General features: G+C 67.8%; 13 protein-coding genes. 4 read left to right on the top strand and 9 right to left on the bottom strand.

The window, feature by feature from the left end:
- Nucleotides 1-42 precede the first annotated feature (42 nt).
- The 5 genes from hutH to ASD34_RS24860 form a co-directional block, all read right to left on the bottom strand.
- Nucleotides 43-1,605, bottom strand: coding sequence for a histidine ammonia-lyase (gene hutH, locus ASD34_RS24880; RefSeq protein WP_056583541.1), 1,563 nt, complete (start codon nucleotides 1,603-1,605; stop codon nucleotides 43-45).
- 68 nt (nucleotides 1,606-1,673) lie between these two features.
- Complete coding sequence (hutC, locus tag ASD34_RS24875) at nucleotides 1,674-2,411, bottom strand: histidine utilization repressor (protein ID WP_056583540.1); 738 nt, start codon at nucleotides 2,409-2,411, stop codon at nucleotides 1,674-1,676.
- 7 nt (nucleotides 2,412-2,418) lie between these two features.
- Entirely contained in the window at nucleotides 2,419-3,219 is an 801-nt protein-coding gene (locus ASD34_RS24870) for an ABC transporter ATP-binding protein (RefSeq protein ID WP_056583537.1), read from the bottom strand.
- A complete protein-coding gene (locus ASD34_RS24865; RefSeq protein ID WP_056583534.1) occupies nucleotides 3,204-4,040 on the bottom strand; it encodes an ABC transporter permease in 837 nt (278 codons plus the stop codon). Before ASD34_RS24865 ends, ASD34_RS24870 begins: the two co-directional genes overlap by 16 nt.
- Before the next feature lie 22 nt (nucleotides 4,041-4,062).
- Nucleotides 4,063-5,031, bottom strand: a complete 969-nt coding sequence (locus ASD34_RS24860; protein ID WP_056583532.1) for an ABC transporter substrate-binding protein — start codon at nucleotides 5,029-5,031, stop codon at nucleotides 4,063-4,065.
- Nucleotides 5,032-5,334: 303 nt separating this feature from the next.
- Here ASD34_RS24860 and recQ point away from each other — a divergent pair, with 303 nt between their 5' ends.
- Entirely contained in the window at nucleotides 5,335-7,254 is a 1,920-nt protein-coding gene (recQ, locus tag ASD34_RS24855; RefSeq protein ID WP_200937654.1) for a DNA helicase RecQ, read from the top strand.
- A gap of 7 nt (nucleotides 7,255-7,261) precedes the next feature.
- Here recQ and xylB read toward each other — a convergent pair whose 3' ends face one another.
- The 4 genes from xylB to ASD34_RS24835 all read right to left on the bottom strand — a co-directional run bounded on the left by xylB (nucleotide 7,262) and on the right by ASD34_RS24835 (nucleotide 14,197).
- Nucleotides 7,262-8,734, bottom strand: a complete 1,473-nt coding sequence (gene xylB / locus ASD34_RS24850) for a xylulokinase (protein ID WP_056583529.1) — start codon at nucleotides 8,732-8,734, stop codon at nucleotides 7,262-7,264.
- A gap of 70 nt (nucleotides 8,735-8,804) precedes the next feature.
- A complete protein-coding gene (locus ASD34_RS24845) occupies nucleotides 8,805-9,980 on the bottom strand; it encodes a nucleoside hydrolase (protein ID WP_056583526.1) in 1,176 nt (391 codons plus the stop codon).
- 190 nt (nucleotides 9,981-10,170) lie between these two features.
- A complete protein-coding gene (locus ASD34_RS24840) occupies nucleotides 10,171-11,793 on the bottom strand; it encodes a S41 family peptidase (RefSeq protein ID WP_056583523.1) in 1,623 nt (540 codons plus the stop codon).
- 79 nt (nucleotides 11,794-11,872) lie between these two features.
- Nucleotides 11,873-14,197, bottom strand: coding sequence for an ATP-binding protein (locus tag ASD34_RS24835; RefSeq protein WP_056583522.1), 2,325 nt, complete (start codon nucleotides 14,195-14,197; stop codon nucleotides 11,873-11,875).
- A gap of 116 nt (nucleotides 14,198-14,313) precedes the next feature.
- On the opposite strand from ASD34_RS24835, the gene ASD34_RS24830 reads away from it, so the two are divergent.
- The 3 genes from ASD34_RS24830 to ASD34_RS24825 all read left to right on the top strand — a co-directional run bounded on the left by ASD34_RS24830 (nucleotide 14,314) and on the right by ASD34_RS24825 (nucleotide 17,792).
- The gene (locus tag ASD34_RS24830) at nucleotides 14,314-15,513 is read left to right on the top strand and encodes a threonine ammonia-lyase (RefSeq protein WP_200937652.1); all 1,200 of its coding nucleotides are present in this window, start codon (nucleotides 14,314-14,316) and stop codon (nucleotides 15,511-15,513) included.
- Between the two features lie 121 nt (nucleotides 15,514-15,634).
- Nucleotides 15,635-15,787, top strand: coding sequence for a hypothetical protein (locus tag ASD34_RS27945; protein ID WP_200937650.1), 153 nt, complete (start codon nucleotides 15,635-15,637; stop codon nucleotides 15,785-15,787).
- A 151-nt stretch (nucleotides 15,788-15,938) separates the two neighbouring features.
- Nucleotides 15,939-17,792, top strand: coding sequence for a phosphoenolpyruvate carboxykinase (GTP) (locus ASD34_RS24825; protein WP_056583515.1), 1,854 nt, complete (start codon nucleotides 15,939-15,941; stop codon nucleotides 17,790-17,792).
- Nucleotides 17,793-17,958 lie beyond the last annotated feature (166 nt).

Genomic DNA, 17,958 nt, shown 5'->3' with positions numbered 1-17,958 from the left:
GTGGTTCTCCTTGTCGGAAGGTCGGATAAGGGACGGTGCGGATTACTTGGAATGGCTGGGCAGGATGTCGAGCAGCGCGGCCGGCAGGTCGGCTGCGAGCGCCCACAGGCGCATGGCTTCGATGTCGGGTGCGAGGTAGCGGTCGCGCTCGAGGAAGGCGACCTTCTGGCGGATGCGGGCGAACTCGGCCTCGACCAGCGGCGAGCTCTTGAGCCCGCGTTTCAGTTCGATGCCTTGCGCAGCAGCCATCGCTTCGATGCCGACGACGACCGCGGTGTTGTTGACCATGTCGCCCAGCCGGCGCGCCGCGAAGGTGGCCATCGACACGTGGTCTTCCTGGTTGGCCGAGGTCGGCAGGCTATCGACGCTGGCGGGGTGCGCGTGCGACTTGTTCTCCGAGGCGAGTGCGGCGGCCGTGACCTGCGCGATCATGAAGCCGGAGTTCAGGCCACCGTCGCGCACGAGGAAGGGCGGCAGGCCCGAGAGGCCGCTGTCCAGCAGCAGCGCGAGGCGGCGTTCGGCGATGGCGCCGACTTCGCTCACCGCCAGCGCAATGATGTCGGCCGCGAAGGCGACGGGCTCGGCGTGGAAGTTGCCGCCCGAGATGACCTCGCCGGTGTCCGTGAAGACCAGCGGGTTGTCGGATGCGGCGTTGGCTTCGATGACCAGCACGCGCGAGGCGTGGGCCAGGTTGTCAAGGCAGGCGCCCATCACCTGCGGGATGCAGCGCACCGAATACGGGTCCTGCACGCGGCCGCAGTCGGCGTGCGACGGGACGATCTCGCTGCCGTCGAGCAGCGTGCGCACGGCGCCGGCCACGGCGATCTGGCCGGGCTGGCCGCGTGCGGCGTGGATGCGCGCGTCGAAGGGCTTGATCGAGCCCTGGATGGCTTCGAGCGACAGCGCGCCCGACATCAGCGCCGAGGCGAACACGTCTTCCGCGCCGAACAGGCCGGCGAGCGCGAGCGCGGTCGATACCTGCGTGCCGTTGAGCAGCGCCAGGCCTTCCTTGGGGCCGAGCACGAAGGGTTCGAGGCCGATGCTGCGCATGGCTTCGGCGCCGCTCACCTTCTTGCCGTCGGCCAGCGTGGCTTCGCCTTCGCCGATGAGCACGCAGGCCATGTGGGCCAGCGGCGCGAGGTCGCCCGAGGCGCCGACCGAGCCCTTGCACGGGATGCTGGGCGTAACGCCCGCGTTGAACAGCGCCAGCAGCGCATCGACCAGCGCGGGCCGCACGCCCGAGTGGCCGCGCGCCAGGCTCACGGCCTTGGTCGCGAGGATCATGCGCACCACCGGCGCGGCCAGCGGCTCGCCGGTGCCCACGCTGTGCGACAGCACGAGGTTGCGCTGCAGCTCGGCCAGGTGGTCGTTGCCGATGCGCGTGCTGGCGAGCTTGCCGAAACCGGTGTTGATGCCATAGACCACCTCGTCGTTCTCGACGATGTGGCGCACCGCGGCCTCGGCCTTGGCCATGCCGTCGCGCACCGACGCATCGAGCACGAGTTGCACGCCGCCGGCCTGGATGCGTCGCAGCATCGCAAGGTCGACCTTGCCGGGCGTGAGGGTCAGGGTGGCTTCGGGGGTGGCGGTGTGATGGCTTGGCATGTGAACCTGTCTATACAAGTGATTGCGAGAGAAAACGTGGGCCTCTGAGGGTCGAAAAAACGGTCTGTCTAGCCGAAGGTCGGGTTGCCGTCGGACTTGAAGCGGCTGCCCAGGCTGTAGCGCGAGGCCGGATGCAGGCAGCGCACCCAGGTCACGGGCGTGTTGCGGATCCAGGTGCGGCGCGTCAGCAGCAGGCAGGGGTCGGTGGGCGCCATCGCGAGCCGCTCGGCCTGCTCGGCGCTGGGCAGCACGGCATCGACGACGTGTTCGATCTGGTCGAAGGGCACGTGGCGCACGAGGTATTCGCTGGGCGGCACGGCCGTGAAGTCCTGCTCGAGAAAGTCGGGCACGACCTGCGGGTTGACATAGCGCTCCTCGAGCTGCACGGGCGTGTCGTTGTCCAGGTGCAGGCAGGCGCTGTGGAACACCGAGTCGCCCGCGCGCAGGTCGAGCCATGCGGCCACGTCGGGCGAGGCCGCGAGGCGCTCGACCGCGAGCATCTCGCAGCGGTAGTCATGGCCGCGCTGGCGGATCTCGCTGGCGATGTTGGCGATCTGCAGCAGCGTCGACTGCGGCTTGTTCTCGGCCACGAAGCTGCCGACGCCAGCCACGCGCACGATGCGGCCCTGCTCCATGAGCTCGCGCAGGGCGCGGTTCACGGTCATGCGCGCCATGCCGAACTGCGCGACCAGCTCGTTCTCTGAAGGCAGGCGGTGGCCGGGCGGCCACGTGCCGTCCTGGATCTTGCGGGAGATGTGATCCTTGACTTGCGCATAGAGCGCGAGGGACGGCAGGTCGCGTTTCATCGTGCTTTCAATGTTCCGCGGCGGCCATCGACTCGGCGCGGATTTCTTCGGTGAGGCGCGCCTTGATGTCCATGAACTCCGGCGAGGTCTTGATGGTGTAGCTGCGCGGGTGCGGAAAGTCGACCGCGATCTCGGTCTTGATGCGCCCGGGACGCGCGCTGAACACCGCCACGCGGTTGGCCATGAAGATCGCCTCGTCGATGTCGTGCGTGACGAACAGCACCGTCTTCTGCGCCGACTCCCAGATGCCCAGCAGCAGTTCCTGCATGAGCACGCGGGTCTGGTTGTCCAGCGCGCCGAAGGGCTCGTCGAGCAGCAGCATCTTGGGGTCGTTGGCCAGCGCACGCGCAATGGCCGTGCGCTGCTGCATGCCGCCCGAGAGCTGCTTGGGAAAGTGGTGTTCGAAGCCGCGCAGGCCGACCTTGGCGATGAAGAACTCGCTGCGCTCCTTCTGGTCGGCCTCGCTCATGCCGCGCTCGCGCAGGCCAAAGCGGATGTTCTGCGCCACCGTGAGCCACGGAAAGAGCGTGTAGCTCTGGAACACCACGCCGCGGTCGGCGCCGGGGCCTTCGATGCGCTCTCCGTCGAGCATCACCTGGCCGGTGGTCGGGAAGTCGAGCCCCGCCACGATGCGCAGCAGCGTCGACTTGCCGCAGCCCGAGGGGCCGAGGATGGTGACGAAGTCGTTCTCCTTCACCTCGAAGTCGATCGGCTGCAGCGCCTGCGTGCGCTGGCCCCTGGCGCCGGTGAAGACGCGCGAGACGCCCTGGATGGAAAGTTGGTTCTGCGACATCACAGTGCGGCCCATGCAAACAGGCGACGGTTGATTGCCTTGAAGGCGAAGTCCGAAAGCAGGCCGATGACGCCGATCACGATGATCCCGAAGATGATCTGCCCGGTGTTCAGCAGCGCCTGGCTGTCGGTGATCATGTGGCCGATGCCCGACGAGGAGCCGATCAGCTCCGCCACGATCACGTAGGTCCATGCCCAGCCGAGCACGAGGCGCAGCGTTTCGGCAATGCCCGGTGCGGCGCCCGGAATGAGCACGCGTGCCACGATGCCGCGGCTGTTGGCGCCCAGCGTGTAGGCCGCCTCGACGAGGTCGCGCCGCGCGCCGCCCACGGTGACGGCCACCATCAGCACGATCTGGAAGAACGAGCCGATGAAGATCACCAGCAGCTTCTGCATCTCGCCCAGGCCCGCCCACAGGATGAGCAGCGGAATGAAAGCCGAGGCCGGCAGGTAGCGGCAGAACGACACGAAGGGCTCGAAGAAGGCCTCGACCGTCTTCCATGTGCCCATGGCCACGCCCAGCGGCACCGCGATGACGGCCGCCAGCAGGAAGCCGCCGAACACGCGCCACACGGTCATGCCGATGTCGCCGATGAAGCCGTACTCGGTGAAGAGCAGCCAGCCCTCTTTCACCATCGTGATCGGGCTCGCCAGGAAGGTGGGTGACACGAAGCCACCCAGCGTGGCAATGCCCCACACCACCACGAAGAGCACGAAGAAGCCCAGCCCCAGCAGCGTGCGCGCGGACGCGCTGATGGGTTCGAGCGGCGCGAACACGCGGCGCCGCACGGGAGGCGCGGGCAGCGGCGACGCGGCGCGTGCCGGCGCGGCCGTCATCGGTGGCACCTGCGGCAAGGCCTTACTTGACATAGCTGGCGTCGAAGGTGGCGGCGTAGTCTTCCGGTGCCTTGCGGATCACGCCGGCCTCCAGCAGGATGGCCGCGGCTTCCTTCATGAAGCTGGTGAGCTCGCCCGCAAAGAACTTCTGGTTGGCCGCCTTATCCTGCCAGCGCAGGTAGGCCGACGACTTGGCGAACTGCTCGCCGCTTTGCTTGACGGCCGCGCCCATGAGCTCGTTCGACTTGGCCGGATCGGCCTTGATCATGTCCAGCGCGTCGAAGTACGACTTGGTGAGCGCAGCGGCGGCCTTGGCGTTGGCCTTGAGCCAGGTGGGCGCGCAGCCGACGGTGTCCATCACCATCGGGTAGTCGAGCGTGGTGGCCAGGATCTTGCCGGCGGCCGGGTTGGCGCGCACGGTCGACAGGTACGGCTCGTAGGTCATGGCGGCGTCGTTCTGGCCGGCCACGAAAGCCTGGGCGGCGGGCTGCGGCTCCAGCGAGACCACCTTCACGTCCTTCAGGGTCATGCCGTTCTTGCTGAGCATCCAGGCCAGGCCGAAGTACGGCGCGGTGCCGGGAGCGCTCACGCCGATGGTCTTGCCCTTGAGGTCGGCGAAGCTCTTGACGTCGTTGCGCACCGCGATGCCGTCGGCGCCGTAGGACTTGTCCATCTGGAAGATCTGCACGATCGGCACGCCGTTGGCGTTCCAGGCCACGTGCGTCTCGACGGTGGTGGCCGCGCATTGAATGGCGCCGGAGGCCAGCGCCAGGTGGCGGTCCTTCTGCGGGATCATCTTGAGTTCGACATCGAGCCCGTTCTTCTTGAAGATGCCGGCCTTGTCGGCCAGCGACAGCGGCGCAAAGCCGGTCCAGCCGGACATGCCAAGCGAAATCTTCGTGTCCTGGGCGGCGGCCGTTCCGGCCATGCCCGCTGCACATGCACCTGCTGCCAGCAGCGAAGCGACTTTCACAACTACCGTCTTGACCATGGGGACTCCTGGTTCCATTTTTTGAGAGAGGTGACTCGGCGATACATGCCCGGGGATGAGGGCAGCACGCCTCGCATTGTTGCCAGGCGCCCCAACTTGTATATACAGGATAACCCGAAAGTCCTGTTTCGGTGCATTTCAGAGAGAAACGCACCATTTTGCTGTCTAGACAAGAGGGGCGCCGGAGCGGCATCCACCTTTGCAAACGCCGTGCCACAGTCATATCGGGGCTGCTGGGGGACAATCGGCGTGCGCCCCGGCTCCGGCCCTTTTCCCCCTCCCCGCCTTTCGCACCCGCCTTCCGTGTCCTCCCTCGCTCCCAGTCCCTTCGACGCCTCCGACAACGGCAGCAGCAGCAGCAGCTACGGCAGCGCGGCCCCCGCCGACATCCTTCACGACGTGTTCGGCTATTCGCAGTTCCGCGGGGCCCAGCAGGACATCGTGGAACACGTGGTGGCCGGTGGCGACGCGCTGGTGCTGATGCCCACGGGCGGCGGCAAGTCGCTGTGCTACCAGATCCCGGCGATCGCGCGCCGGCGCTCGGGGCGCGGCGTGACGGTGGTGGTGTCGCCGCTGATCGCGCTGATGCACGACCAGGTGGGCGCGCTGCACGAAGCCGGGGTGAGCGCGGCCTTCCTGAACTCGACGCTCGACTGGGAAGAGACACAGGATGTCGAGCGCCGCATGCTGCGCGGCGAGATCACGCTGCTGTACGCGGCGCCCGAGCGCGTGAACACACCGCGCTTTCTGTCGCAGCTCGATTCGCTGAACGAGCGCGGCAAGCTCTCGCTGTTCGCCATCGACGAGGCGCACTGCGTGAGCCAGTGGGGCCACGACTTCCGCCCCGAATACCGCGCGCTCACCGTGCTGCACGAGCGCTATCCGGGCGTGCCGCGCATCGCGCTCACGGCCACCGCCGACGACCTCACGCGCGCCGACATCGTCGAGCGGCTGCAGCTCGAGCAGGCGCGCCAGTTCGTCTCCAGCTTCGACCGGCCGAACATCCGCTACACCATCGTCGAGAAGAAAGACGCCACCACGCAGCTGCTGCGCTTCATCGAGCGCGAGCACGAGGGCGATGCGGGCGTGGTCTATTGCCAGTCACGCAAGCGCGTGGAAGACCTCGCGACGACGCTGCAGGGCGCGGGCATCAACGCGCTGCCGTACCACGCTGGCCTGGATGCAGCGGTGCGCCAGAAGCACCAGGACCGCTTCCTGCGCGAGGAAGGCATCGTGATGGTCGCGACCATCGCCTTCGGCATGGGCATCGACAAGCCCGACGTGCGCTTCGTCGGCCACGTCGACATGCCCAAGAACATCGAGGGCTACTACCAGGAAACCGGCCGCGCGGGCCGCGACGGCGCCCCCGCCGACGCCTGGATGGCCTACGGCCTGAACGACGTGGTGAACCAGCGCCGCATGATCGACGAGAGCCCGGCCGGCGAAGAGTTCAAGCAGGTCATGCGCGGCAAGCTCGACGCGCTGCTGTCTCTGGCCGAGGCCAGCGACTGCCGCCGCGTGCGCCTGCTGGGCTACTTCGGCGAGAAGAGCACGCCCTGCGGCAACTGCGACAACTGCTTGAACCCGCCACAGGTGTGGGACGGCACCGATGCCGCGCGCAAGCTGCTGAGCACCATCTACCGCGTGCAGCAGCTCAGCGGCATCAGCTTCGGCGCGGGCCACATCATGGACATCCTGCGCGGCAAGGCGACCGAGAAGGTCAAGCAGTTCGGCCACGAGCGCATCAGCACCTTCGGCATCGGCGCGGAGTTCAGCGAGGTGGCGCTGCGCGGCGTGCTGCGCCAGCTGATCGCCACCGGCGCGCTGGCGGTGGACGCCGAGGCGTTCAACACGCTGAAGCTCACCGAGGGCTCGCGCGCGGTGCTCAAGGGCGAGACCACGGTGTCGCTGCGCGAGTCGGTGTCGTCGCCGGCCGAGCGCAAGCCCCGGCGCGAGAAGGCCGCCAAGGGCGCACCGTCGCCGGCCGCGGCGACGCTCGACGATGTCGGCAAGAAGCGCTTCGAGGCGCTTAAGGCCTGGCGCGCCGAAGTGGCGAAGGAACACAACCTGCCGGCCTACGTGATCTTCCACGACGCCACGCTGGCGGCCATTGCCGAGCGCGCACCCGCGACGCTCGAAGACCTGCAGGGCATCAGCGGGATCGGCACGAAGAAGCTCGAGGCCTACGGCGCCGAAGTCCTGCGAGTCTGCGAAGCCTTCTAGCGCTGGCTCAGGCGACTGACGCCCAGACCGGCGCCATTGCGCGATAGAGCGCGCGAAAAGCCTCCAGGCGTGGCTGGTAGGCCGCGTGCAATGCGGCGTCCGGCGCCAGCACGTGGCGCACGGCGGGCGCGACCACCACACCCGTCGGGTCTTCGCCCGTGACTGCCAGCCGCGCGAGCCGCGCCGCACCGAAGGCCGGGCCGCGGTCGGCGGATTCATACAGCACCAGCGGCACATCGAGCACCGAGGCGATCAGCTGCGCCAGGAACGCCGATCGCGCACCGCCGCCGATCAGCGCCAGGCGCTCGGGCCGCGCGGTCTGGGCGTTCAGCGCCTCCAGGCCATCGGCGAGCGAGAAGGCGATGCCTTCGCAGACCGCCTGCATCAGGTCGGCGCGCGTGGTGGCGCCCGAGAGGCCCACGATCGCGCCGCGCGCGAACGGGTTGTTGTGCGGCGTGCGCTCACCGAAGAGGTAGGGCAGCGCGAGCAGGCGCGACGGCCCGGTGTACGCGGCCTCGACCTCGGCCAGCAGCGCGCCGACCGAGGCACCGCCGGTGCACGACGCCAGCGCGGCCAGCGGGCTCGCGCCGTTGAGCAGCGCCGCCATGCGGTACCAGCGCTGCGGCAGCGCGTGGCAGAAGGCATGCACCAACCGTTCGGGATCGGGGCGGTGCGCGGTGTCGGCCACCAGGATCTGCGCCGAGGTGCCAAGCGACACGAAGCCGTCGCCCGGCCCGACCACGCCGATGCCGACGCCGCCTGCTGCGGCATCGCCCGCACCGCCGGCGATCGGCACGCCGCGCGGCAAGCCCCAGCGCGCGGCCAATGCATCGCGCACGGTGGCGCAGGGTTCGCACGACTCGACCACGCGCGGCAGCCAGGCGGGATCGACCCCGCAGGCGGCGAGCGCCTGCGGCGACCAGCGGCGCTGCGCCTGGTCGAACAGCCAGGTGCCTGCGGCGTCGGTGACGTCGGTCACCTTGTCGCCCGACAGCTGCAGGCGCACGTAGTCCTTGGTCAGCAGCAGCGAACGGGCGCGCGCCACGGCCTCGGGCTCATGGGTGCGCAGCCAGCGCAGCTTGGGGCCGGTGAAGCCGGCCATCGGCTGCACGCCGACGGCGCGGCGCAGGGCCAGGTCGGTCTGCATGAGTTCGGCGGCCTCGGCGGCGGCGCGGCCGTCGTTCCACAAGATCGCGGGGCGCACGGGGCGGTCGGCCGCGTCGAGCAGCACCAGCGAATGCATCTGGCCCGACAGGCCGACGCCCTGTACGCCGGCCATCGCGGTCGGGTGCGAGCGTGCCAGTTGGTCGAGGCCGTCCGAGACGGCGGCCCACCACTGGTCGGGATCGTGCTCGCACCACAGGGGCTGCGGGTACTGCGAAGTGAGCGGCCGATCGACCGTGGCCACGACCTGCAGCAGTTGCATGTCGGTCAGGACGATCTTGACCGCGGAGGTTCCGATATCGATGCCGAGCAGCATGCGTGTGTTCCCTGTTCGAGGGCCGCAGTATCGGCGCTCCGGCCCCGCGCGCCGGCTGACGGCAGGCGGTTTACGAGCCGGTCGCCGGCAGCGTGATCGGCACCGGCCGCGTGAGCAGGTCGATGTAGAGCTCGAAGAAGCGCGCGTTGTCGAACTTCTTCACCACCGTCATCTTCTGCAGCGGCACGCCCGCGGGCGGTGTGGTGTAGCCGATGGAGCGGCCGTTGTCGGCGGCGCCGGGCTTGGCGATCACGTCGACATAGCGCTCGACGGTCTGCGTGGCGTAGCGCGGATCGATGAGGTAGGCGAGCACCAGCGTGTCCCAGATGTTCTGCGTGTAGTTCGGGTTGTTCTCGAAGCCGTTGGTGCCGCTGAAGCCGTAGCCGTTGAGCTTGCGGAACACCTCGGTCACGGCCGTCGGCTTGGCCGGGTGCGCGATGCGGTCGTAGACGGGCTGGGTGAGGAACACGGTGTCGGTCACGTCCAGCGGCACCACCACCTGCGGAATCGGCAGGCGCACCACGAACTGCGCGGCCTCGGGGTCGAACCACCAGTTGAACTCGGCGAAATGGGTGGTGTTGCCCGCCACGTCGACGGCGCCGCCCATGTAGATGATCTGCTTGATCAGCGGCACGATGTCGGGGCTCTTCTTCACGGCCAGCGCGATGTTGGTGAGCGGGCCAATGGCCAGGAGGGTGATCTCGTTGGGGTTGGCCTTGACGGTGTCGATGATGAAGTCGACCGCGCTCTTGCGCTGCACCACGGTGCGCGTGGCAAAGCCGTCGGGCGAGGGCTTGAGGTCGGCGTCCGTCCTGGGCTCGGGGCCGCTCCAGGCGCCCAGGTAGCCGTCGCCGCCCGCCCCCGCCTTCATCTCGGCCTCGATGGTCGCGTAGTCGTGGTTGATGGCGTAGTTCTCGCCCACGTAGACGCCGATGCGCTGGCCCACGCCCAGGCGCTCGACCGACATCAGCGCGTCGGCCACGCCCTGCTGGAGCCACTGGTTGCCCGAGACGACGCTGATGCCCATCACCTGCACCTTGCCCTCTGCCTGCAGCTGCGCGGCCATGACGCCAAGCTGGCCGTCGTCGCTCATGGTGTTGTAGTCGCTGTCGATGATGACTTTCTGCGCCACCGGCGCCGCTGCGTACCCGGGCGCCAGGCCGATGCCGCCGTTGCCGCCACCGCCGCATGCCGTGAGCACGGCCACGGCGACGAGCCAGAAGGTCGTCACTGTCCATTTGCGCATCTGTTTCTCCTAAGTGATTGGTTTTCAGCCCTGTCTCCGACCAGCGGCAAGGGAGTGAAAACGTTTGCGCAAAGCTTTGCGCAAACGTTTGCCAAACTCTAGGGGGCATGCCGGGCGCATGGCAATGGGGTGCGGCTAAGGGTTTTCCGCGAGGCCGGAGCAGGCCTCGCGCGGAGACGTCAGCCCGCCATCAAACGGGGGCTGGCAAGAGGTCGATCAGCCGGTTCTCGCGCAGCGGCGACCGGGGAAGCAGCACGGGCTCGTCGTCCACCGGCGTGTCACCCTTCTCCAGTCCCGGGGTGTCCGCAGCCTTGGCGGATGCGGTCGGCGCTGCGCACGACCCGGTGTCGCGCAGCCGCAGCGCCGCGGCCAGCCGGCGCTCGGCGGGATCGCCCAACGGGTGGTTGAAGTCGTCGGACACGACGCAGCCGGCGTTGGGCGCGAAGCCGTCGCCGTAGTCGCCGAAGCCGGCCTGGTTGACGCCCTTGAAGTTGACCGCGAAGTAGGTCGTGCCGCAGTTGTCCTGCGGCACGAAACCGTAGGGCTTGCCGCAAGTGGTGGTTCCCACGATGTTGACCGTGACGCCCACGCCGCGCAGGCTGTTGATGACCGACTCGCTGGCAGAGCACGTGCCGCCGCTCGTCAGCAGCGTGACGCGCGACAGGTTCAGCGTGGGCAGCGGCTGGCCGGCGCGGGTGGTCGTGACGAAAGGCGTGAGGTTCTGGGCGAGCGTGCGGTGGTAAGGGTTCTTGTCGTTGAAGGTCAGCAGCTCGAAGGTCTTGCCGTTCGTCGCGGCCGCTCCGGCCACCATGTAGGCCAGCTGGCTCGCGATGCGCAGCTGGCCGCCGCCGTTGTAGCGCATGTCGAGCACGAGGTCCTGGATGCCGCCGTCCTGCTTGAGCGTGTTCACGGCCGCGACGAGTTGCGCCTCGGCGGTCGTGATGTGGTCGTTGAACAGCAGGTAGCCCACGCGGCTGCCGGCCGGCCCGATGGTGCGCGTGAACTGCACCGGCGTGCTCGTGATGCGCTGGGCCGTGAGTTCGATGGGGCTGCCACGCGTGCCGTCCACCTCGAAGGTGAAGGTGTGCTTCTCGCCGAGGGCCCGCGGCGAGAGCGCGCGGAAGATGGGGTCCCTCTCGCTGTCGGGGACGGACACCACGTCGATGCCGTCGACGATGACCAGCTTGGCCCCGCGCACCAGGCCGGCCGCCGCAGCCGGCGAGCCCGGTTCGACGAAAGCGATGCGGATGTTGCGCGGCACCGAACTGCGCACGGTCGCCGTCTCCATGCCGTAGCCGACCGACACGCCGCCCTCCGACTGCTGGCGGTACGTCTCGGTGTTGTTGGTGAAATGGAAGCGGTCCTTGGCCCGGCCCGACGGCGTGGTGGCCGGTGTCTTGAGCACGTCGAACCAGGTCTGTGGCGTGGCGTAGTCGGACGCCTTGAGCGTGGTGGGCACTTCGTCGTACCAAAGGTAGGTTTCGTCGATCCAGCCGCGCACCCAGCTCTTTTCGTTGTCGACCGTGCCGGCGACGTCGGGGTACGCGCGGCCGGTCTCGGGGTTGATGCCCGGGCGCGGCGCGGCGCACTGGCCGGCGACGGTCGAGGACGCCACGATGCCGTCGCCGTTGCCGTTGCCGCTCCCGGGGTTGGGCGGCGGCGCCACGCCGATCGGGAACCCTCCGCCGCCACCACCTCCCCCGCCGCCGCCCCCGCATCCCGCCAGGAGGCCGGCCAGGGCGAGTGCCATCGCACCGGCACAGGCGGCCAGGGTCCGCGAGCGCCGCGACGCACCTGCATTGTGAAAGGCCATCGGGTCCTCCTGGCGTCCGCGGCGGCGGACAGTTCCGGTTTATTGCTTGTTCGGGGTGCTGATACAGGACGCGCGCCCGCTACTGGATGAAGCCCATGCCGCGCGATTCGCGCACCTCGGGCTTGATCCGGTGCTCGGCTTCGAGCTGCTCGAGAAATTCCGCCGCCGAGAACTCGGCCGCGAGGATGTCGGTCTGCCGCTTCACGGCCGCGAAGTCGCCGGGGCACAGTTGCGACAGCTGCGCAAGGCGCGCGCGCACCTCGCCTGTGAGCAAGGCGGCGTCGCCCGCGAGCGCCTCTGTCACGAACATGCGTTCGCGCTGCGCCGCGGTGAGCGGCATGAACTTGATCTTGAAGGTGAAGCGCCGCAGCGCCGCCTGGTCGAGCCGGTCGAGCAGGTTGGTGGTGCAGACGAACACGCCGCGAAAGCGCTCCATGCCCTGCAGCATCTCGTTGACCTCGGTGACCTCGTAGGTGCGCTGCGCGCCGCGCCGGTCCTGCAGGAAGGAGTCGGCTTCGTCGAGCAGCAGCACGGCTTTCTCGGACTCAGCCTCCCTGAACATGGCGGCCATGTTCTGCTCGGTTTCGCCGACGTACTTGCTCATGAGGTCGCTGGCCTGCTTGACGATGAGCGGGCGCCCCACGGCTCTGGCGATGTGCTCGGCCAGCGCGGTCTTGCCGGTGCCGGGCGCGCCGTAGAAGCACAGCGTGCCGTGGCCACGGGCCTTCAGCGCCTCGACGATGCGCGGGATCTCGAAGCGGGTTTCGACGTGGAGCATGTCCAGGTCGTAGGTGGTGACGCTGCGGCGCTCGGCCGGGCTCTTGTCGAGCGTGCCGAGTGCGAGGTCGGCGTTGCGCAGCTGGCGCTCGATGAGGGCTTCCACCGAAGCTTCGTCGGTCTTCGCGAGGCCGGCGAAGCGCACGGCAGTGCGGATCTGCGCCGGTGTGAGTCCCTTGCGCTCGGCCAGCTTGGCGGTGAACGCCTCGGACACCACCACGCCTTCGAGCGTCTTCTTCACGAGCTGCTCGCGCGCGCCGGGCGGTGGCGACTTGAGCTCCAGGTGGTAGGCAAAGCGGCGGCGGAAGGCCGGGTCGATCTGCTCGATGCGGTTGGTGACCCACAGCGTGGGCACGGGGTTGGCTTCGAGGACCTGGTTGACCCAGGCCTTGCCGCTCACGCTGCCGCTCGCGGGCGCAGGGATCTGCTCGGCGCGCGCCATGAACTGCGCGGCCTCGGTGCTGATGGGCGGAAACACATCTTCGACCTCGTCGAAGAGCAGCGCGGCCTGCGCGCTGCCCTTCAAGAACACCTGCGCGATCTGCAGCGAACGGTAGCGGTCGCGCCCGCTGAGCGAATTGCCATCGCGGTCGGCGTACTCGACTTCGAAGAGCTCCAGGCCCGCGGCCTGCGCGACCACCTTGGCCAGCTCGGTCTTGCCGGTGCCAGGCGGGCCGTAGAGCAGCACATTGACGCCGGGCTCCTTGCGCGCCACGGCCGCACGCAGCAGCGTGACGAGCATCTGGGCGTCCTCCTGGACGAACGAAAAATCGTGCGGCGTCAGCGTGCTCTTGGCCGAGGGCCGCGTGAACACGGCCATCAGTTCGTTGTGGTCGCGGTACTCGCGCATGAGCACGGGCGGCAGCTTCTCGCTGACCTTCATGAGGTCGGCGAGGTCAGTGATGTTGTGCTCGGAGATGAGGTTCTCGACGAGGCCGATGCGCTCAAGCCGCGAGCCCGCGCGCAATGCCTCACCCACTTCGCTCGCATTGACGCCCGCGATGTCCGCGATGGCGGCGTAGGCCTCGGGCGCGTTGTTGACCTTGAACTCGACCAGCAGCGAGCGCAGGTCGCGCTGGTAGCGCGCCAGCGTGCCGTACAGCAGCAGCGCGCGCTCTGCCTTGTTGAGTTGCAAAAGGCCTGCGAGCGCGTCGATGTTCTTCTCGACCAGCGTCGACTGCTTGCGCAGCGCATGCGTGAGCCAGTCGCGCGTGACGGTGAGCACCGAGAGCAGGTCCTTGGGCTGGTCTTTGGCGTACTCGTCGAGGTAGAAGAACAGCGTGCCTTCTTCGTACGGACCGCGCCAGACACCGTGGCGCTCGAGCAGCGTGCGGCCGTCGAAGTCTTCGACGCCTTTCCACACTTCGTTGCCCGCACAGCGGCGGCCGAGAAATTCGCGCAATCGCTGCAGCACTGCGGCGGGCCACACGAGATGGCGCCCGGTGAGCGAGAGCAATCCGTTGATATCGCGCCGCACATTGAAGCGCGGGCCCTGCTTGGCCGCGAGCGTGAGCACGAAGTGCGAGCACATGAGCTCGAGCACCGGCGCTTCCTTGAGACCGGGCGAAGGCAAGGCCTGCCCGCGCACCGCAGCAGCCACCACATCGACACCCGCACGCTTGACCATCAGGCAACCTCCTGCGAGGAAATACTTGGAGCGACCATAACGCAGACTTTTGGCTTCGGGAAGACGCCGAAAGAGTAAAAACCCTGATCCGCTGGATTCCCGCCACAATGCGCGCCATGGTCGGAATCGAAGCTATCCGGCGCGCTGCGGCGCGCCTGCAGGGCCAGGTGCTCAACACGCCCTGCGTGGAGTCGCGCACGCTCTCCGAGATCGTGGGCGCGCAGGTGTTCCTGAAGTTCGAGAACCTGCAGTTCACGTCCTCGTTCAAGGAGCGCGGTGCGTGCAACAAGCTGGTCGATCTGTCGGAAGGCGGCACGCGCGGCGTGATCGCCATGTCGGCCGGCAACCATGCGCAGGGTGTGGCCTATCACGCGCAACGGCTCGGCCTGCGCGCACTCATCGTGATGCCGCGCTTCACGCCCGGCGTGAAGATCGAGCGCACGCGCGGCTTCGGCGCCGAGGTGGTGCTGCACGGCGACACGCTGGACGCAGCGCGCGCGCATGCGCTGGCATTGGCCGAGCGCGAAGGCCTGACCTTCGTGCACCCGTACGACGACGAAGCCATCATTGCCGGCCAGGGCACGATCGCACTCGAGATGCTCGACGCGGTGCCCAACCTCGACACGCTGGTGGTGGCGGTCGGCGGCGGCGGGCTCATCGCGGGCATGGCCGTCGCAGCGCGCGAAGCCAAGCCCGGCATCGAGATCGTCGGCGTGCAGACCCAGCGCTTTCCGGCGATGGTGAATGCCGTCAAGGGCACGCATCACGTGCAAGGCACCAGCACCATTGCCGAAGGCATCGCGGTCGGCACGCCGGGCGTGCTGACGCGGGAAATCATTTCGGCCAAGGTCGACGACCTGCTGCTGGTGGACGAAGGCGACATCGAGCAAGGCGTGCTGATGCTGCTGGAGATCGAAAAGACGCTGGTCGAAGGTGCAGGTGCGGCCGGTCTTGCAGCGCTGATCCGGCATCCCGAGCGCTTTCGCGGCAAGCGCGTGGGCCTCGTGCTGTCGGGCGGCAACATCGACCCACTGCTGCTTGCGGCCATCATCGAACGCGGCATGGTGCGCGCTGGACGGCTGGCCCGGGTGCGGGTCAGTGCGCGCGATGTGCCAGGCTCGTTGGCCCATATCACGGCCACCGTGGCCGAAGCGGGCGCTAACGTCGACGAGGTGCACCACCAACGCGCCTTTACCATGCTGGCGGCGCAGAATGTGGACGTCGAACTGGTGCTGCAGACCCGCGGCCGGGCTCATCTGGCGAGTGTTCTGGCCGCCCTGAAGGACGCCGGTTTCGAAGCCGTCGAGCAGCATTGAGGGCTCCTCGCAACCCCCTAGACCCGCCGGCTGCGCCCCGCCGGTAAAATGGCGGGAGTTTGGCCATTTGCTGCTCACAGCAACTGGCGGTTTGTCATTTGCGTATTCGAGGTATTTCCCGATGTCCCAACCCACTCCCGTCGAGCCCGGCCATGCTGCCGCCGCTGAACATGACGCCGTCGAATCGGTCGTTCACCTGATGCCGCTCGTGCTCCCGCTGGCTGGCGGCGTGCTGATGCTGCTGCTGGCGTCGATCGCCGTTTTTCTCGCCTGAACTGACAGGCTTTCGCGCTTTTGTCCGCGGGCTGTGCGGCCCGCGTGGACGCAATCTCCCAAAGCGAAACGTTTTCTCAAACGGACCTCCGTGCGCCACCCGGCGCGGCGCCCCGTTCGGAAAGACGATTTTTCAACTTAGGAGATTTCCGATGAACGCACCCACGATGAAGGGCCTCACCATTCAGGCGCCCTCATACGTCAAGAACGCCAAGCTGATCGCCTGGGTGGCCGACATGGCTGCGCTGTGCAAGCCCGAGGCCATCCACTGGTGCGACGGCAGCAAGGAAGAATACGACCGCCTCTGCCAGCAACTGGTCGACGCCGGCACCTTCAAGAAGCTGAACCCTGCCAAGCGCCCGGGCTCGTTCCTCGCGATGTCCGATCCGAGCGACGTGGCACGCGTCGAGGACCGCACCTTCATCTGCTCTGCGCAGAAGGAAAACGCCGGCCCCACCAACAACTGGATGGCCCCGGCCGAGATGCGCGCCACGCTGCAGCCCCTGTTCGACGGCTGCATGAAAGGTCGCACCATGTACGTGGTGCCGTTCAGCATGGGCCCGCTGGGCTCGCCCATTGCGCACATCGGCATCGAGCTGTCCGACAGCCCCTACGTGGCCGTCAACATGCGCATCATGACCCGCATGGGCAAGGCTGTGTACGAGGTGCTGGGCACCGACGGCGAGTTCGTGCCCTGCGTCCACACCGTGGGCGCACCGCTCGAAGCCGGCCAGAAGGACGTGACCTGGCCTTGCAACAAGACCAAGTACATCGTTCACTACCCCGAAACGCGCGAGATCTGGAGCTATGGTTCGGGCTACGGCGGCAACGCGCTGCTGGGCAAGAAGTGCTTCGCGCTGCGCATCGCCTCGAACATGGGCCGCGACGAAGGCTGGCTCGCCGAGCACATGCTGATCCTCGGCGTGACCAGCCCTGAAGGCAAGAAGCACCACGTGGCCGCCGCCTTCCCCAGCGCCTGCGGCAAGACCAACTTCGCGATGCTGATTCCGCCTGCGGGCTTCGACGGCTGGAAGGTCACGACCATCGGCGACGACATCGCCTGGATCAAGCCGCAAGCCGACGGCACGCTGCGCGCCATCAACCCGGAGGCCGGCTACTTCGGCGTGGCACCAGGCACCAACGACCTGACCAACCCGAACTGCATGGCCAGCCTCGACCGCGACGTGATTTTCACGAACGTGGCACTGACCGACGACGGCGACGTCTGGTGGGAAGGCATGGGCGACGCGCCCGCACATTGCATCGACTGGCAAGGCAAGGACTGGACGCCCCAGATCGCCAAGGAAACCGGCGCCAAGGCCGCCCATCCGAACGCGCGCTTCACTGTCGCCGCCACCAACAATCCTGCGCTCGACGAAGCCTGGGACGACCCAAAGGGCGTGAAGATCGACGCCTTCATCTTCGGCGGCCGCCGCTCGACCACCGTGCCGCTGGTCACCGAAGCCCGCAACTGGGTCGAAGGCGTCTACATGGCCGCCACGATGGGTTCGGAAACCACCGCCGCGGCTGCCGGCCAGCAGGGCGTGGTGCGCCGTGACCCGTTCGCCATGCTGCCCTTCATGGGCTACAACATGAGCGACTATTTCCAGCACTGGCTCGACCTGGGCAAGAAGCTCGAGGCCTCAGGCGCGCAACTGCCGAAGATCTACACGACCAACTGGTTCCGCAAGGGCGCCGACGGCAAGTTCGTCTGGCCCGGCTACGGAGAGAACATGCGCGTGCTGAAGTGGATGATCGATCGCGTCGAAGGCAAGGCGACGGAAGGTGTCGAGCACATCACCGGCGTGAGTCCGCGCTATGAAGACCTGAACTGGACAGGGCTGGATTTCAGCGCAGAGCAATTCGCGACGGTCACGAGCATGGACAAGGCGGCATGGCAGGCTGAGCTGAAGCTGCACACGGAGTTGTTCCAACAACTGGCGCATCATCTGCCGAAGGAATTGCCGGAGACGAAGGCCGCGATTGAGCAGCGGTTGGCAGCCTGAGTAGGCTCTTCTCGCAGGCTTGGCTTATGCCGGCCTGCAAAGCCCGGGCCTTCAAAGCCTATAGAAAGCCTGATGAGTCCGCCTCATCGGGCTTTTTGTTTTGCGTGAAGGTCAATATTGGCGCCGTTGCATGTGATTCCAGGTCACGGCGGGGTCTTCGCTGGGG

The sequence above is a fragment of the Variovorax sp. Root473 genome, from assembly GCF_001426505.1.
Classification (GTDB): Bacteria; Pseudomonadota; Gammaproteobacteria; order Burkholderiales; family Burkholderiaceae_C; genus Variovorax.
Note: the sequence above shows the minus strand (reverse complement) of the source record. Positions and strands in the feature narration are given on the sequence as shown.

Excerpts from the sequence above, each read along its gene's own strand:
- ASD34_RS24835 (WP_056583522.1), bottom strand. The coding sequence starts at position 14,197 with ATGGTCAAGCGTGCGGGTGTCGATGTGGTGGCTGCTGCGGTGCGCGGG.
- ASD34_RS24865 (WP_056583534.1), bottom strand. The coding sequence starts at position 4,040 with ATGACGGCCGCGCCGGCACGCGCCGCGTCGCCGCTGCCCGCGCCTCCC.
- hutC (WP_056583540.1), bottom strand. The coding sequence starts at position 2,411 with ATGAAACGCGACCTGCCGTCCCTCGCGCTCTATGCGCAAGTCAAGGAT.
- ASD34_RS24845 (WP_056583526.1), bottom strand. The coding sequence starts at position 9,980 with ATGCGCAAATGGACAGTGACGACCTTCTGGCTCGTCGCCGTGGCCGTG.
- xylB (WP_056583529.1), bottom strand. The coding sequence starts at position 8,734 with ATGCTGCTCGGCATCGATATCGGAACCTCCGCGGTCAAGATCGTCCTG.
- ASD34_RS27945 (WP_200937650.1), top strand. The coding sequence starts at position 15,635 with ATGTCCCAACCCACTCCCGTCGAGCCCGGCCATGCTGCCGCCGCTGAA.
- ASD34_RS24860 (WP_056583532.1), bottom strand. The coding sequence starts at position 5,031 with ATGGTCAAGACGGTAGTTGTGAAAGTCGCTTCGCTGCTGGCAGCAGGT.
- hutH (WP_056583541.1), bottom strand. The coding sequence starts at position 1,605 with ATGCCAAGCCATCACACCGCCACCCCCGAAGCCACCCTGACCCTCACG.
- ASD34_RS24840 (WP_056583523.1), bottom strand. The coding sequence starts at position 11,793 with ATGGCCTTTCACAATGCAGGTGCGTCGCGGCGCTCGCGGACCCTGGCC.
- ASD34_RS24830 (WP_200937652.1), top strand. The coding sequence starts at position 14,314 with ATGGTCGGAATCGAAGCTATCCGGCGCGCTGCGGCGCGCCTGCAGGGC.
- ASD34_RS24870 (WP_056583537.1), bottom strand. The coding sequence starts at position 3,219 with ATGGGCCGCACTGTGATGTCGCAGAACCAACTTTCCATCCAGGGCGTC.
- ASD34_RS24825 (WP_056583515.1), top strand. The coding sequence starts at position 15,939 with ATGAACGCACCCACGATGAAGGGCCTCACCATTCAGGCGCCCTCATAC.